Consider the following 16352-nt stretch of genomic DNA (forward strand, 5'->3'; position numbering starts at 1 on the left):
CCATGGTTCAAGACATCACCGGCAGCGCCACACGGGCGGCCCTGATCGAAAAGGCGGCGGGCGAGGAGGTTCTGGGCCGGTCGCTCTGGCAGGACGCGCGTCGCCGCCTGCTGGCCAACAAGATGGCCGTGGTCAGCATGATCGTGCTGGGCATCATCACCTTGCTGGCGATCTTCGCGGATTTTCTCAGCCCGCATGAATATGACGCGGTCTACTGGGATTATATCGGCGTCGGCCCGACGCTGGAGAACAGCCACTGGTTCGGCACCGATGCCAATGGCCGCGACCTGTTCATCCGCACGCTGTATGGTGCCAAGGTGTCGCTGGCGGTGGGCATCGTCACGACGCTGGTCGCCCTGATCATCGGTGTCGTCTACGGTGCCGTCGCCGGCTATTTCGGTGGTCGCATCGACAGCGTCATGATGCGCATCGTCGACGTGCTCTATTCCATGCCGCTGATGTTCTTCGTGATCATCCTGGTCGTGGTGTTCGGCCGGCACATCATCCTGGTGTTTGCGGCCATCGGCTGTGTCGAATGGCTGACCATGGCGCGTATCGTGCGCGGCCAGACCATGTCCGTGAAGCGCAAGGAATATATCGAGGCGGCCCGCGCCGCCGGCGTGTCCACGCCCAACATCATCCGCCGCCACATCATCCCCAACGTCATTGGCCCGGTCATCGTGTTCGTCACCCTGCTGGTGCCGGTGGTGATCCTGGTGGAAAGCTTCCTGTCCTTCCTGGGCCTGGGCGTGCAGGAGCCGATGACGAGCTGGGGCGTGCTGATTTCCGAAGGGGCCGCCCAGATGGAGAATGCCCCGCACATGCTGATCTTCCCGGCCGTGTTCCTGGCGGTGACGCTGTTCTGCTTCAACTTCATCGGCGACGGGCTGCGCGACGCGCTGGACCCCAAGGACCGCTAAGGGAACGGACAAGATGACCGCAGTTTTGGAAGTCCGCGACCTCCAGGTCCGTTTCGCCACACCCGATGGCGAGGTCAGTGCCGTCAACGGCGTTTCCTTCGATGTAAACGAGGGAGAATGTGTCGGCATCGTCGGTGAGAGTGGTTCCGGCAAGAGCCAGCTTTTCATGTCCGTGATGGGGCTTCTGGCCAAGAACGGCCGGACGCTGGGGTCCGCCCGCTATCGCGGGACCGAACTGGTCGGCATGCCGGTCAAGGAACTGAACAGGATCCGCGGCGACAAGATCGCCATGATCTTCCAGGACAGCATGACCGGCCTGACCCCGCATCTGCGCATCGGCCGCCAGATGACCGAGGTGCTGGTGCAGCACAAGGGCATGAGCAACGCCGACGCCACCAAGCGCGCGCTGGAAATGCTGAACCTTGTGCGGATCCCGGAGGCGGGCCGGCGCCTGACGCAATATCCCCATGAATTGTCGGGCGGCATGCGCCAGCGCATCATGATCGCCATGGCGCTTTTGTGCGAGCCGGAACTGCTGATCGCGGATGAACCGACAACGGCGCTGGACGTGACGGTCCAGGCCCAGATCCTGGACCTGATGGCCGACCTGAAGCGCGTGACCAAGGCCGCCATCGTGCTGATCACCCATGATCTGGGCACCGTCGCCGGCCTGTGCGACAAGGTGCAGGTCATGTACGGTGGCCGGTTCATGGAGACGGGCACCGTGCGGGACATCTTCTATTCCCCCGCCCACCCTTACGCCGCCGGCCTGCTTTCCTCCATGCCGCGCCTGACGGAGGAACGGTCGGAAACGCTCTATGCCATTCCCGGCCAGCCGCCGAACCTGCAGCGCCTGCCCAAGGGCTGCCCGTTCCAGGAACGCTGCGATTTCGTGCATGACCGCTGCGTAAGCGAATTGCCGCTGCTGCGCGAGGTCGGGCCCGGCCATGCCAAGGCCTGCCACCTGGTCAGTCTTCAAAACCCCGTTTCCGATCCGGCCGCCCCGTCGCTGCCGGTCGGCGAATAAGGCACGGAGTATGCACCCCATGTCCAAGGAACTGCTCCGCGTCTCCGACCTGAAGGTCCATTTCCCCATCCGCACCGGCGGCGTCCTGATCGGGCGGTACACGCCGCTGAAGGCCGTGGACGGCGTCTCCTTCGCCCTGGGCGAGGGAGAGACCCTGGGCATCGTGGGCGAGTCCGGCTGTGGCAAATCCACGCTGGGCCGTGCCATCCTGCAGCTCATCAAGCCGACCGACGGACAAGTGCTGTTCATGGGCTCGGAACTGACGGGCGTGGGGGCGGAGGTGATCCGCCAGAAGCGGGAGGACATGCAGATCGTCTTCCAGGACCCGCTGGCCAGCCTGAACCCCCGCATAACCATCGGCGACATCATCGCCGAGCCGCTGACCGTCTTCCGGCCCAAGATGCCCAAGGCCGAGCGCAAGGCCCTGGTCAAGGACATGATGGCCAAGGTCGGCCTGCTGCCGCAGATGATCAACCGCTATCCGCACGAATTCTCCGGCGGGCAGTGCCAGCGCATCGGCATCGCGCGGGCCATGATCCTGAAGCCGAAAATGGTCGTCTGCGACGAGCCCGTGTCCGCCCTGGACGTGTCGATCCAGGCCCAGATCGTCAACCTGCTGATGGATCTGCAAAAGGAGATGGGCCTGTCGCTGCTGTTCATCAGCCACGACCTGTCTGTCGTGCGCCATGTCAGCCACCGCGTCATGGTGCTTTATCTGGGAAAGGTGATGGAGATCGCGGATCGCGACGCCATCTATGCCGCCCCCCTGCACCCCTATACCCAAGCGCTGATTTCCGCCGTGCCGGTGCCGGACCCGGATGTCGAGAAGAACAAGGAGCGGATCGTGCTGGGCGGCGACCTGCCCAGCCCCATGAACCCGCCGTCCGGCTGTGTCTTCCGCACGCGCTGCCCGCGTGCGACGGAAGAATGCGCCAATCTGACACCCAAGCTGGAGGAAAAGGCCCCCGGCCATCAGGTGGCCTGCCACCATTGGGGCCTGCCCGACCGCAAGCTGGTCTGACCCGGCCTGATACGGCGCCACAGCAAAAGGGGACTGCCGGCAGGCCGGTGCCCCCTCCTGAGCAAAACCCTACTGGATGATGATGACCGGGAACATGTTGGCCCGGATGCTCTTGTCCAGTTCGGTATCCATGTCGGCTGCCAGGTCGCGGACCAGGCCCAGCATGGTCTTTTCCCGGCCGGCCAGGGTCACGTCCTCTGCCACCGTGGTGGCGCGGGCGACGGTGGCGGACACGCTGCCGTTATAGCCGCGCGAGGTGCCCTCCACCACGACCTCCACCTGGACCTTGCCCGCATATTTCTGCGACTGGTCCTTGGTGAACCAGCCCCGGATGCCCTTGGTCCGGTCCAGGTCCTCTTCCTTCACCGAGGCGTCGTGGATGATGACGCGGGCCCGGCCCTGCGGACCACCGGCCTTCAACCGGGACGTGGCCCAAAGCCGGACCGAATCCGACGGCGTCAGCGGGATCAGGTGATCCACGTTGGGCGGCTTCATGGGGGGCACATAGGGGCTTTCCACCTCGATGCTGGCCACATCCAGCACGATCGGCTCCCGCGTCGTGAAATCGACACCGGCGGACTGGGCCGCGGCGGGCAGGATGGACAGGAACGGCGTGGCCAGGGCCAGGGTCAGCAGCGAGCGGCGCAGCATGGGGCGGTCCTTGGGAGCGGCAAGGGGGGAAGACAAGGGTCTGAAACGGAAGGTTGCCGCCAGGGCGTGGCGGTTTCATGGCGCCTATCCTGCCTCTTTGGTGGGCAGGCGGGCAAGGCCGGATTAAGCCATCCGCACCGCAAATCCGCCCATCACCGGCGAAGCGATCCTCAGGCCAGCGTGTCGATCAGGCCAACATGTCGATCAGGCCAGCGTGTCGATGGCGCTGCGTTCCATCTCATCCTGGGTGCGGATGGTGGCAAGATTGGCCTGGAAGGCCCGCAGGGCGGTCATCTGGCCGACGCTTTCGCCGACGATATCTACATTCGGCGCGGCGACAAGCCCATCGGCATTGGCGTCGGGGCTGTCCGGCTGATATTCGGGCAGATAGGCCGGCGTGGTTGGTCGTGCGACAACCCGCGTCCCCTGGCCCTGGCCGCCAGGCCCGGCCACACTGGTTTGACTGGCTGTCTGCGGCTGGTAGGGCTGGCTCTGGCCAGGTTGCACGGTGCCGTCGGCTGCGGGAATCGCCCCTGTGCTGCGCAGGTTCGCAACGTTGCCGGCGCTGACGGCCAGACGCTGGGTCTGCGCCAGGGCGCCGGACAGGGCGATATTAATGCCGCCGATGGACATGGGGGAAGGTCCTTGGGGGTCACGCGGATGTTGCCAGCATGACCCGGGCCGCCGGCATCGGCAAGCGCGGGAAAGGATAGGGCTGAAAAGCAACGGCCGGTCCCCGGAAGGGAGACCGGCCGCAGCCCGGACCACATTGATTGAGACGATGGAGAGCGGGCAAAAGCCCGCCCCCGATCAGAACGAGTAGGACAGCGTGGCGACGAAGCGGGAATTGCCCAGCGGGGCGGCATTCTTCACGTCGGTGTCGACATACTTGACGTCCAGGGCGAACGGCTCGAAATCGACCGTCACGCCGACCTGGTAGTCCTGATAGTCTTCCAGCAGGGCGCTGTCGAACTCGTTGAAGCCGATGGCGCCATAGACCGACACGGTGTCGGTCACGGCATAGGCCAAGCCGGTGTTGAAGTACCAGCCGTCACCGCCCTGCGTGCCGTAGAATTCCGGCGACCAGTAGGCGGAGCCAGACAGCGTGAACTTGTCGAGCGCATATTCCAGGTTCAGGCCGAACTCGAAGAAGTCATACTTGGCGGAGCTGTCAGCACCCGGATAGGTGTAGTAGTTGCCGACGATCGAATAGGAGAAATTGTCGATCGTGTTGCCGTAGCCGATATAGACATCCAGCTCGACATCGGCATCGGCGCCGAGATCGACGTTGGAGCCCCAGGCGCCGGCGAAGAAGCCGCTTTCATGACCGACTTCAAGGCCCAACTGGACGGCGGGGTCTTCTTCGGTCTGGCTGTAGCCACGGAACACATAATCGCTGGTCAGGGCGGCCGAGCCGGAGAAGGAGAACGGCCCGTCCTCGGCATGGGCAGCGCCAGCGGCGCCCAGCATGGTGACGGCAACCGCGGTGGAGGCGAGCAACCGGGAGAAACGCATGAACCACTCCTTATGAGGCATTTATATGGTTGGGGTCCGCACGCAGTGCAGCAAATATGATGCCACTTGCTGCGCGAGGCCCTTACAAGGCCGGATTATGAGGGTTTTCAATCGCAGCGCCTAGAACCGGCGCATGCTGCCCTGCAACAATCCCCGGGAGTGTTGCAAAATAAATACGCAGTTGCCCAAGGGTTGCTTAAAAAACCACCAAAAAGTCCATAAAATGACACAAGCCGCCCTGAAAAGGGCGGCTTGTGCAAAAATGACGGTTCGGGAAGCGTCAGATGTAATAGGCGTGCAGCGGAGCGAACCCGTTGAAATTGACCGCAGAATAGGTGGTCGTATAGGCACCGGTCGCCATGATCGTCACCTTGTCGCCAATCTTCAGCGAGGTCGGCAGGCGATATTCCGCCTTTTCATAAAGCACATCGGCACTGTCGCAGGTCGGGCCCGCCAGGATCACGGGCTCGGCCGGGCCGTCACGCTCGCTGCGGATCGGGTACTGGATGGCCTCGTCCATGGTCTCGGCCAGACCGCCGAACTTGCCGATATCCAGATAGACCCAGCGCTTGTCGTCATTGGCCGACTTGCGGGAGATCAGCACCACTTCGGACTGGATGATGCCGGCATTGCCCACCATGCCGCGGCCCGGCTCGATGATGGTTTCCGGCAGGCGATTGCCGAAATGGCGGCGCAGGCTCTCGTTGATGGCCTCGCCATAGGCCTGGCTGGTCGGCACGTCCTTCAGATAGCGCGTCGGGAAGCCACCGCCCATATTGACCATGCGCAGCAGCACACCCTTCTCCTCGCAGCCGCGGAAGATGGCGGCGGCCGTGGACAACGCCACGTCCCACTGCCGCAGGTCGCGCTGCTGGCTGCCGACATGGAACGACACGCCATAGGGCACGACATTCATGCCAGCCGCCTGGATCAGCAGGTCGCGCGCCATATCCGGCTCGCAGCCGAACTTGCGCGACAGGGGCCAGTCAGCCCCCTCGCCGGATGTCAGGATACGGCAGAAGACGCGCGCGCCGGGCGCGTTCTCGGCGATCTTCTCCAGTTCCTCGATGCTGTCGAAGGCGAACAGGTCCACGCCCAGGGCGTGGGCGGTGCGGATATCGCCGGCCTTCTTGATCGTGTTGCCGAAGCTGATCCGGTCGGCCGTGGCACCGGCATCCAGGCAATACTGGATTTCCGGCACGGACGCCGTGTCGAAGCTCGACCCGCGCTCCACCAGCAGGCGCAGAATCTCCGGCGCGGGATTGGCCTTCACCGCATAGAAGATGCGGCTGTCGGGCATGGCACCGGCCAGCTTGCCGAAATTGTCGGCAACGACATCCAAATCCACGACCAGGCAAGGGGTGGCGGGGGTCTGTTCAGCGAAAAAACGGGCGATCTTCTCGGTCATCGGGGACTCCGAGGCGGCATGGCGATGATAATGAAGGGTGAAAGGCTCTCTGCCGGACCCCGACAGGGTCCGGTTCCGCCCAAGCGTGCCGCCTTTCGCGGCCGGCCCAGGCGGGTCAGATACTGGTCATGACGCCAGGGAGAACCGACACCCCATGGCCAGGGGTCCGGTCGGAATGGAAAATGGAAACGAAGGGCACGGCCGGCCCCCCGACAACAACAACATCCATCGTAGCCTCCAATTCGCCGCCTTGTTTAAGGGACGGACGGGGATACGCTTTACGTCGTTGCATAACCCCACCGGGTCGACGGCTCCGTCCCTCTCTTGAAAATGACAGGCGGGACGGGTGTGGGGGCCATAGGCACGTGCGCTGCGATAAGCGGCTATATAGGGCCGAACCCCCGGTGGGCAAAGAAGTTTTTTGTGTCTGGACCGTGAAATTCCGCATAGGACGGGTGACCTGCGCACAAATCAAAATTTTGCCACTTTCCCGCAAGAGTTTGGACACGCGGGCCGGTCAGGTTGGGCCGTGGCAGCGCCGGTACGTTTGAGACACCCCGTGCCGGCGGGATTCCAGGCCCCACCTGTGAAGATCTGCCCGAAACTGTCGATCCCGCCCCGGATCGACGCTATTGCGGCCACCGCACAAGCCCCCGCGGTGGCCGTTTCTTTGCCCGCATTTTGTGCCCCCTTTTTGTCGCCGGTTCTGGCATCGTGGCGCCCTGACCGCCCGTTCCCTGCCAGGAGCCGTATCCTTGACCGAAGGCCAGGCCTCCGCGCCCTCTTCCGATCTGCTCGCCGCGCGCAGCCTCACCTGCCTGCGGGGCGAGCGTGTCGTCTTCACGGCGCTGGATTTCACCCTGCCCGCCGGCGGCGCACTGGTCCTGGTGGGGCCCAACGGCAGCGGCAAGTCCAGCCTGCTGCGCCTGCTGGCCGGTCTGTCGCGCCCCTTTGCCGGCGCCTTGCTGTGGAACGGGGCCGATATCATCCAGGACCCGGACGCCCACCGCGGCCGCCTGCGTTACGCCGGGCATCAGGATGCAGTGAAACCCACCCTGACGGCGCTGGAGAACCTTTCGGTCTGGGCCGGGCTGGACGGGTTGCCCGAACCGGAGGACCGGTCGCGCCAGGCCCTGCGGCGCATGTCCATGGCGCATGTCGCCGACATGCCGGGCCGCTATCTGTCCGCCGGTCAGAAGAAGCGCGTGAATCTGGCCCGGCTGGCCCTGGCGCCGGCAGCACTGGCACCGCTATGGCTGCTGGACGAGCCGGCGACGGCGCTGGACCGCGATTCGATCGACCGTCTGGCCGCCCTGATCGCCGCCCACCGGGCCGATGGCGGGATGGTCGTGCTGTCCACCCATAGCGAGTTGGATGTGCCGGACGCCATCATGCTGGATATGGCCGCGTTCGGCCCCGCTGCTGCGGAGCCGGCGCCATGACAGGGTTCCTGCGGCTGTTGCGCCGTGATCTGCGGCTGGCCCTGCGCCAGGGCGCCGACGCCGCCATGGCCGTGCTGTTCTTCGTGCTGTGCGTCGTGATGTTCCCGTTCGGCATCGGGCCGGAACCGGGCCTGCTGTCGCGCATCGCGCCCGGCGTCATCCTGGTCGCTGCCCTGCTGGCCTCGCTTTTGTCCCTGGACCGGCTGTTCCAGGCGGATATGGATGATGGCTCGCTGGAATTGCTGGCCCTGTCGCTCCTGCCCCTGGAAGGCGTGGCGGCGGCCAAGATCACGGCCCATTGGCTGGTGACGGGTGTGCCGCTGATCCTGGCATCCCCGCTGCTGGCCCTGTTCCTCAATCTGCCGGGGGAAGGCTTTCCGATCCTGCTGGGAACGCTGGCGCTGGTCACGCCGCTTTTGAGCCTGATCGGCGGGATCGGGGCCGGATTGACGCTGGGGGCACGGCGGGGCGGGGTACTGCTGCCGCTGCTGGTGCTGCCCCTCTACATCCCCGCCCTGATCTTCGCTGCCGCCGCCATTGATGCCACCCTGACAGGCCAGACCGCGCGCCCGCACCTGCTGCTGCTGGGCGGATTGCTGGCCGCCGCCCTGCCGCTGGCCCCCTGGGCCGGGGCCGCCGCCTTGCGCGCCGCGCTGGACTGATCGCCCTGGACTGTTCCCCGATCGGGGAACCGGGAAAGACCCATCCACACCTTGGATATAGTCCATTGGCGATTCGCGGCTTGCCCATTCGGGGTAGTTTCCCTTAAATTCCCCTCGCCGGCGCCAGTGCCGGCACCGCGGGCGCCTGATCGTCCGCAAGCAGGTTCCATCCCGGCCATCACAGCCGGGCACAGGGCCGACGGCACTGACGGGGGGTTCAAGGGGTGATCGGCATCTTCAAGCGCAGCCGACAGGTGATCATCGTCGAGGATGATGGCGAGGCGAAGCCCGTCACCTTCGCCGACCGGCACCGGCCGCTGCTGCTGGCCGCCACACTGGCCGTGGCCGTCACCACCTCCATCGGCTGGATCGCCACGACAGTGGCGTTGCACAGCAGCCGCAACAGCATCGCACAGGTCGACCAGGGCGCCCAGGGTCTGGCCCGGCAGCTTGCCGACAGCCGGGAGCATATTTCCCGCATCGCCGGCGAACTTGAAAATGCCAGAGAAGCACTGGGCGCGGCGCTGGAGGAGGAACAGGCCTCCCGCGCGCGGGTGCAGGCAGCATTGGACGTGCTGATCGCCGCCGACAGGTCCGGCAGCAAGCAGACCCCGCGTCAGGTCCTGGCGGCCGTGCGCACCGAACTGGCCCCGCTGCGCATCGGCGTGGCGGAAGGCGGCAGCCATCTGCGCGCCGCGCAGGAATCGTTGCAGATGGTGACCGATGTCAGCCATGACATCGCCGCCCGCCGGGCCCAGGCCGCCATGGCCGCGCTGGCCCTGGCCATCGACGGTCTGGACGCGCCGGCCGATGCGCCGCCCACGCTGGTGCTGGCGGGCCAGGGCCTTGCCCGTACCCTGGCGGAGGCACAGGCCGAATCGCTGCGCAACCGGAGCGAGGCGGAAACGATGCGGGCCGAGCGCGACGCGATGGCCGCGACCCTGGCCGCCGCCGAACAGCGCATGGGCGAGGTGGCGGCCGGCCAGGTGGCCCTGCTGACCCGGCTGGCCGAACATACGGAACTGCGCTCCGGCGCCATCGAGGGCGAGTTGCGCGAGACCGGCATCGATCTGGAACAGGTGCTGACCGCCATGGAGGATGGCACCCCGCGCGGGGTTGGCGGCCCGCTGGTCGGCCTGCCCGATCTGCCCACGGCGGCACTGCCGCCGGAGGCGCGCGTCGCATTGACCCAGCTCGAATCGCGGCTGGAGCGTCAGGCGCGGCTGCGCGCCGTGAAGCATTACCTGCCCCTGACGCCACCGGTGGACAATTTCTACGTCTCCAGCGGTTTCGGCAGCCGGCGCGACCCGTTCACCAATGATTGGGCCTCCCATACCGGCCTGGACCTGGTGGCGCGTGAAGGGTCACCCGTCACCCTGCCCGCCGCCGGCCGCGTCATCCGGGCGGGCTATGATCCCGGATATGGCAACATGGTGGAGGTGGATCATGGTTTCGGCATCCATACCCGCTATGCCCATATGAAGAAGATCAGCGTCAAGCGGGGGAGAATCTGGACCCCGGCCGCGCCCTGGGCACCCTGGGCAGCACCGGCCGCAGTTCCGGTCCCCACCTGCATTACGAGGTGCTGCTGGACGGCAAGCCCGTCAATCCGCTGCGTTTCATGGAACGCGGCCGGCACCTGTGCGAGGGATAGGGACCCGGTCCCGCGCGCCTTCCGGGGTCAGAAACCCGATCCCGGCAGCGCCAGATAGGCCAGCTCGTCGGGCGTACTCTCCCGCCCCAGCATCTTGTTGCGATGGGGAAAGCGGCCATATTGCGCGATCACGGCCAGATGGCGGCAGGCGTAATCCAGCAGCGTCGGGTCGCGCGTGCGGTTGGCGAACAGCCGGACGGCCAGCCGCTGGTCCTCGATCTTCTCTGAATGCTCGAACGGAAGATAGATGAACAGGCGCTGATTGTCGGGCAGCATCAGATCCTGCTCCCGGGCCACGGCATCGGTGGCGACCAGCAGCGCCTGTTCGTCGCTGGCAAAGGCACGGGCGGTACCGCGGAACATGTTGCGCGGCGCCTGGTCCAACAGGATGCAAAGCGCCAGCGTGCCTTCCGGCGTCATCGTCCAATCCGCCAGATCGCCAGCCGAAGCGGCCAGATGGGCGGCCAGCAGGCGCTGTGTCACCAGCACATCGAAATCCGGCCCGCCGCCGAACCATTTTGCCGGCCCCGCCTCGTCGAACCAGAAGCTGAGGACGCCATCGACATCACTGGCCCGCATGCGGCCTTCTCCTCCTGCGCGGCCAGCGGCCGCCTTGTTCTGCCGCTGCCGGCATCATGGTCGGAAAACAACAGATGAGGCCAGCGGCACCGGATGTCCAGCATCCACGCCGATTATTCCGGCATCCGCACCATTCCCGGGCGCCGGTCATGCCTGCCCCGACCCGCTTTCCGCCGCCGCACGGCCGGCGATGCGGCGCGCCAGTTCGGCCAGGCACTCCTCCCGCGTGGGGCGATAGTCGCGGGCGGCCCACCAGCCTTCGACGCCGGCCAGCAGCAGGCCGATATCCGGGCCGGGCGGAATGCCCAGGTCGATCGCGTCGCGCCCCTTCAACGGGAAGGGCACCTGAATCCAGGTCGCCGCATCGGCCAGCGCCTCCAGCAGTTCCACGGCAGGCGTGCGCCGGGAAGCTGCCGACAGCAGCAGCAGGTCGCGGTACAGTTCCGGTCCCAGCTTCTGCAGCGCATGCCGCCGGCTGGTCACGGTCAGATCAGGATGCACATCCACGGTCGGGGCGCACAATGCCAGCAGATGGCTGCGATTGGCGTTGGACAGGCGCAGCCGCTCGGCCACGTCGGTCGCGGCACTCAGGCTCGGGGGCAGCAGGGCGGCCAGATGCGCCATGGGATGCGCCTCCCCCACCAGCCATTCCAGCCGGTCCAGGGCGGCCAGCCGGTCGGTATCCAGCGCCTGCGGCAGGATCTGCGCCACGACGCCGCAACCGGCCATCAGGCGCCAGACCTCCACCACCCGGTCCTGGACCAGGATGCGCGTCACCTCCTGCTGCACCCGCTCTCCCGACAGGGAAGGCAGCAGCGGGGCCAGCGACGCACAGGCGGCCAGGCCGTCGGGGTCGGGCCGGCCCTGGCCGAACCGGCCATGGAACCGGAAGAAGCGCAGGATGCGCAGCACATCCTCCGCGATCCGTTCCCGGGCGGCACCGATGAAGCGCACACGCCCCGCGCGCAGGTCGCGCACGCCGCCGAACGGGTCGTAAAGCTCCCCTTCCGGCGTCAGCGACATGGCATTGAAGGTGAAATCGCGCCGGCCCGCATCGACCAGCCAATCGTCGGTGAAGGCGACGACGGCATGGCGGCCATCGGTCTCCACATCCCGGCGCAGGGTGGTGATCTCGAACGACGCCCCCTCCGTCACGGCTGTCACGGTGCCATGCGCGATGCCCGTGGGCACAACCCGGATGCCGTCCTGGCGCAGCCGCCGCGTCACCTCATCGGGCAGCAGCGGGGTGGCGATGTCGATATCGCTGGCCTGAACGCCCAGCAGCGCATCGCGCACGCAGCCGCCGATGAAGCGCGCCTCCTGCCCCGTGCGCATCAGCGATTGCATGACCCGCCGCGCCGCCGTGCCGGCCATCAGGCCGACGGGGCCGGGGTGGGCGGTCGGCAGGTCCGGCTGTTCCCCCACCCCCTCCATTGCTTCAGCCTTTCAGGCCGAAAAATTCGAGCTGCCAGACCATCTCGCTGTCCGACATGGGATAATGGCTGCCGTCGCGGGCGTTCAGGACGGAGGAAGGCGGGATGTTCGCGATGCGGAGCTGCACCTGGCGGCACAGACGCATGGACAGTTTCGCCTTCCAGCACAGGGCCGTGACGCCGCGTGCGCTCTGTCCGCCAATGATCTTGTCCACCGCCTCCAGCGGGGCGCCGGCCCGCAGGGACAGCGCGCCCAGCACAAAGCCGCGGTCACCCTTCGTCAGCGCCTCGGTGATCATCTCCTCGTCCAGTTTGCCTGCGGCGTGCGCCTTACGCGCGCGGTCCATGGGGCGTTCCTTCGGCTCCTCTTCCTCCGCGGGGTCGGCGATGCCCAGCGGTTCGGCCCCGCCCCGCGCAGGATTGCCGGCATTGGCGCGCTGCTGCACCGCGCTCCGGATGGCGCCGCGCACATCGGCCGGCAGGTCGGTGCGGGTTTCCAGGACCTTCAGCAACTGTTCGCTGACAAAGCCCGCGATGCGCGCCGCGGCCTGGGGCGGCAGGGACGGACGGCGGACCAGCGGGCTGTGCCACGGCTCGAACCTGGGCGCCATGTCGATGATCCGGTCCAGCGTCTCTTCCCGGATCTGGGCGGACTGGTTGCCCAGAAGGGCGGCCACGGCCGCCTCGTTCTGCGTGCGGGCGACAGCCTCGGAAACCGATCCCGACAGGCCGGCCCGTTCCGCGATGGCCACCAGCTTGCCGTCCATGGGCTGACTGCCGATGATCGACAGCAGATCGTCATCGGTCAGCAACGGCGAATGGCGCAGGACCGGGCCGCTGACCGACAGTTCCAGGTCACGGGCCAGTTGCTGGACCAGATGCGGCGGGGCGGCGTCGGTATCCTTCAGCGTTTCGGCCACGACGCGGCGCACGGCGATGGCCTGGTCGCGGGCCAGCGCCTCAACGATGTCCAGCGTCATCCGCTCCAACTGGCCCACACGATCCGCCGTCAGCGATGGCAGCAGCCGGGCGATCTTGCGCGCCAGGCCGCTGCGCACCTCCTCGTCGGGATCGCCGCACAGCAGAAGATCGGCCTGGCGCGGGGTCGAATCGTTGCGGGCGATTTCCCGCCGCACCTCCGCGCTGGCATCGTTGGCCAGGAAGAACAGGATTTCAGGCTGGGTGTCCGCGCGGCTGGCGACCAGCCGCCTGTCCCCCGTGTCCTGGCTGGCGGCCAGCTTCTTCGCCGTCTCATAGTCCAGGGGGATGCGCGAACCTGACATGCCCGAAACCCGCATTGATCGTTCCATCCATCGGACGGTTCGGCCCGACGGCCTACCTGTCCTGCGCCGGTCCCGCCGGCTCGAATCCCGGTGCCAGCGCGCGATGGCCCTTGCCCATGCGCTTGGCAGCATACATTCCCTGGTCGCCCCGGTCGACAAGCCCCTGTGCAGGCTCCCCCGAACCGCCGCGATAGAAGGCGACACCGACGGAGACACCCAGCGGCTTGTCGTGCGTCGCCGACAGGGGCCGCAGGAACTCCGCCGCCTCGCGCAGCAGGCGGTCGGCCACGGCCAGCGCCTGCCCCTGGTCCACGCGGTCGATCCAAAGCACGAACTCGTCCCCGCCCAGCCGGCCCGACAGGTCGCCCGGGCGTGCCAGCCGTCCCAGCAGCTCGCCCACGGCGCGCAGCACGTCATCGCCGGCCCCATGGCCCAACTTGTCGTTGACCGCCTTGAAATTGTCGAGATCGAAATAGAGCAGGGCCGAACCGCCACCCGTCTGCTTGTCCAGCCGCGCCTCCAGCATCTCCATGAAGGTGCGGCGGTTGTAGAGGCCGGTCAGCCCGTCGCGCTCGGAAAGGGTCTTCAGCCGTTCCTGGTAACGGGCCTGGGCCACGGCCACGCCCACCTGGTCGGCGATGGCCTGGACCATGGACAGGTCATCCTCGTTCCAGTCCTGGCCGTCGTCGCGCCAGACCAGCACGGCGCCGTTGACCTCGTGGCGGAAAAGGGTCCGGGTGGCCAGCAGGGTCCAGCCGCCGGCCCGGCTGATGGTAGGCGTCGGCTGTCCGGCCACCTGTTCCAGGAACGGTGCGATGGCCGGGCGGAGCCCTTCCGGCAGCAGGCCCTGGCCGGCTGCGCGGGAGAAGACATCGCCCGTGCGGGCATAGAGCATGGCCCCGCCGGCACCCGTGGCGTTGACGGCCACGCCCACCGCAATCTCCAGCGTCTTGGCCGGGTCCACGTCGTCGCGCGTGGAGGAGACGATATAGCCCAGATATTTCTCGCGCAGGCGGACCTGGGCCAGTTCCATGCCCTTTACGCGCGCTTCGGTAATGTCGCGGCAGGCCCCGCGCGCGCCGATCCAGCCGCCATCCACCCCGATCAGCGGCACGGCGGAGGAGATCAGGCAGGCGGCCTCCCCATCCTTGGCCCGCAACCAGACCTCCGTCCGTTCGATCCCCACGGCCGTATCGAAGGGCAGCGGCTGGTCGGCGAAGTCGGACAGCACGAATTCCGACGGGTGGCGTCCGATCAGGTCATCGGGATGGTAGCCGATGGCCCCCGCCGAGGAGACGAAAACGAATTGCCCGTCCGGCCCCACTTCCCATGCAAAATCGGACGAGACATCGACGAGATCCTTGTAGCGCTGGCGCGACTCGGTCAGGGCATGCCGCAGACGCCGTTCCAGCGTCACATCGCGGCCCAGGCAGGCGACGATGCCCTGGGGCAGCAGCACGGTCGTGAATTCCACCACTCCCGGTCCACTGCCGGTTTCCACAGGCACCGAGCGGCAGGGTTCGTTCAGCGCGCCGCCGGTCCCCACCCAGCGGGCCAGTTCCGTCAGCCAGCCATCATGCCGGCTGGCCATCACCCGCGCCGACTCGTTCCAGGAGCGCACCCGTCCGTCGCCGCAAATGGCCAGCGCCGGGCCGGGCCAGCCATGCATAAGGCCTGCCAGGGCATCCGCACCATCGCCGGGCGGTATCGAACCTTCATCGGGGGGCAAGGCGGCCATGCTCCTGTCAAAGCCCTGGGGGACAACAGCAAGTGGTACTCCACTCCCGCCGCCGGGTCCATCGCACTTGCGGTCCCTGCCGGGCATGATCATCTTAAGGACATGATGAAAGTCGATCACCAAACCATTCCGCCGCCCGCGGGTTCACCGGTTGCCGATCCCTTCGCCCATGTGGACCAATGGGTGTTCGATCTGGACAACACGCTTTATCCCGCCCGATGCAACCTGTTCGCACAGGTCGATGTCCGCATCACGGATTATATCGCGCGCGAACTGGCACTGGACCGGGAGGCGGCACGGGCCCGGCAGAAGGATTATTATCTGCGCCACGGCACATCGCTGCGCGGCATGATGATCCATCACGGCATGGATCCGGCGGCCTTCCTGGATTATGTCCACGATATCGACGTGACGCCGGTGGCCCCCTCGCCCGCCATGGCGGCGGCCCTGCGCGCGCTTCCGGGACGCAAGCTGGTCTTCACCAACGGGTCGGTGCGCCATGCGGAGAATGTGCTGACGCGGTTGGGGGTGGCGGACCAGTTCGACGGCATCTTCGACATCGTCGCCGCCGATTACGTGCCAAAGCCCGATCCTGCGACCTATGCAGCCATGGCCCGCCGCTTCGCGCTGGAACCGTCGCGCGCCGTGATGGTGGAGGATCTGCACCGCAATCTGGGGCCCGCCGCCGAGATGGGGATGACCACCGTCTGGGTGCGCACCGAAAGCGAGTTCTCGCACCCGGAGATGAAGGGAGAGTTCAAGCCGCAGGCCATCCAGCATCCCGGCCCGCATGTGCATCACGTCATCGATGATGTGGAAACCTGGCTGGAGGGGCTGGCGGCGCGCCGGCGCTGATCGCGCGCCCCGCACGGCAGGGGGCTCGGGCGGGGATGGCCGGCGCCCCTGGGGGGGCATGGACCGGCGCCCCCTGGGGGGCATGGACCGGCGCCCCTGGGGGGCATGGGCGCCCTGCGGGCACCCGCGTTGACAGGGCGGATGGGGACGCACAAAGTCCCCGC

The 16352-nt window shown here is 66.9% G+C and carries 15 protein-coding genes; 7 read left to right on the forward strand and 8 right to left on the reverse strand.

Annotated features, from left to right (window positions below):
* The first annotated feature begins 2 nt into the window (after positions 1-2).
* The 3 genes from ABC728_RS12640 to ABC728_RS12650 are packed head-to-tail and all read left to right on the forward strand — an operon-like array spanning position 3 to position 2968.
* The gene (locus ABC728_RS12640; RefSeq protein WP_416618070.1) at positions 3-920 is read left to right on the forward strand and encodes an ABC transporter permease subunit; all 918 of its coding nucleotides are present in this window, start codon (positions 3-5) and stop codon (positions 918-920) included.
* Positions 921-933: 13 nt separating this feature from the next.
* Positions 934-1947 (forward strand): ABC transporter ATP-binding protein, encoded by a 1014-nt coding sequence (locus ABC728_RS12645; protein ID WP_416618068.1) that lies wholly within the window; start codon positions 934-936, stop codon positions 1945-1947.
* Positions 1948-1966: 19 nt separating this feature from the next.
* Positions 1967-2968: an ABC transporter ATP-binding protein gene (locus ABC728_RS12650; RefSeq protein ID WP_416618066.1), complete on the forward strand. Its 1002-nt coding sequence runs from the start codon at positions 1967-1969 to the stop codon at positions 2966-2968.
* A gap of 69 nt (positions 2969-3037) precedes the next feature.
* Here the strand turns inward: ABC728_RS12650 and ABC728_RS12655 are convergent, their stop codons facing one another.
* From ABC728_RS12655 to ABC728_RS12670, 4 genes are all read right to left on the reverse strand, one after another.
* Complete coding sequence (locus ABC728_RS12655) at positions 3038-3619, reverse strand: hypothetical protein (RefSeq protein ID WP_416618065.1); 582 nt, start codon at positions 3617-3619, stop codon at positions 3038-3040.
* 204 nt (positions 3620-3823) lie between these two features.
* Positions 3824-4252: a flagellar basal body rod protein FlgC gene (locus tag ABC728_RS12660; RefSeq protein ID WP_416618063.1), complete on the reverse strand. Its 429-nt coding sequence runs from the start codon at positions 4250-4252 to the stop codon at positions 3824-3826.
* Between the two features lie 177 nt (positions 4253-4429).
* Positions 4430-5134: a TorF family putative porin gene (locus ABC728_RS12665; protein WP_416618062.1), complete on the reverse strand. Its 705-nt coding sequence runs from the start codon at positions 5132-5134 to the stop codon at positions 4430-4432.
* Positions 5135-5414: 280 nt separating this feature from the next.
* Positions 5415-6542: a type III PLP-dependent enzyme gene (locus tag ABC728_RS12670; RefSeq protein WP_416618061.1), complete on the reverse strand. Its 1128-nt coding sequence runs from the start codon at positions 6540-6542 to the stop codon at positions 5415-5417.
* A gap of 755 nt (positions 6543-7297) precedes the next feature.
* Here ABC728_RS12670 and ccmA point away from each other — a divergent pair.
* From ccmA to ABC728_RS12685, 3 genes are all read left to right on the forward strand, one after another.
* On the forward strand, positions 7298-7984 hold the full coding sequence (gene ccmA, locus ABC728_RS12675) for a heme ABC exporter ATP-binding protein CcmA (protein ID WP_416618060.1): 687 nt from the start codon (positions 7298-7300) through the stop codon (positions 7982-7984).
* Positions 7981-8646, forward strand: a complete 666-nt coding sequence (gene ccmB, locus ABC728_RS12680; protein ID WP_416618058.1) for a heme exporter protein CcmB — start codon at positions 7981-7983, stop codon at positions 8644-8646. Before ccmA ends, ccmB begins: the two co-directional genes overlap by 4 nt.
* Before the next feature lie 224 nt (positions 8647-8870).
* Positions 8871-10358, forward strand: a complete 1488-nt coding sequence (locus ABC728_RS12685; protein ID WP_445376560.1) for a peptidoglycan DD-metalloendopeptidase family protein — start codon at positions 8871-8873, stop codon at positions 10356-10358.
* On the opposite strand, the gene ABC728_RS12690 is transcribed toward ABC728_RS12685, so the two are convergent.
* The 4 genes from ABC728_RS12690 to ABC728_RS12705 all read right to left on the reverse strand — a co-directional run bounded on the left by ABC728_RS12690 (position 10328) and on the right by ABC728_RS12705 (position 15333).
* Positions 10328-10879, reverse strand: a complete 552-nt coding sequence (locus ABC728_RS12690; RefSeq protein WP_416618056.1) for a DUF924 family protein — start codon at positions 10877-10879, stop codon at positions 10328-10330. The two genes, ABC728_RS12685 and ABC728_RS12690, sit on opposite strands and share 31 nt — an antisense overlap.
* 147 nt (positions 10880-11026) lie before the next feature.
* The gene (locus ABC728_RS12695; RefSeq protein WP_416618055.1) at positions 11027-12313 is read right to left on the reverse strand and encodes a CCA tRNA nucleotidyltransferase; all 1287 of its coding nucleotides are present in this window, start codon (positions 12311-12313) and stop codon (positions 11027-11029) included.
* Positions 12314-12317: 4 nt separating this feature from the next.
* Positions 12318-13595: a DUF2336 domain-containing protein gene (locus tag ABC728_RS12700; RefSeq protein ID WP_416618054.1), complete on the reverse strand. Its 1278-nt coding sequence runs from the start codon at positions 13593-13595 to the stop codon at positions 12318-12320.
* 52 nt (positions 13596-13647) lie between these two features.
* Complete coding sequence (locus ABC728_RS12705) at positions 13648-15333, reverse strand: sensor domain-containing diguanylate cyclase (RefSeq protein ID WP_445376561.1); 1686 nt, start codon at positions 15331-15333, stop codon at positions 13648-13650.
* 102 nt (positions 15334-15435) lie between these two features.
* Here ABC728_RS12705 and ABC728_RS12710 point away from each other — a divergent pair, with 102 nt between their 5' ends.
* Positions 15436-16188, forward strand: coding sequence for a pyrimidine 5'-nucleotidase (locus ABC728_RS12710; protein ID WP_416618052.1), 753 nt, complete (start codon positions 15436-15438; stop codon positions 16186-16188).
* Positions 16189-16352: the final 164 nt, after the last annotated feature.

The organism is Niveispirillum fermenti, assembly GCF_052474395.1.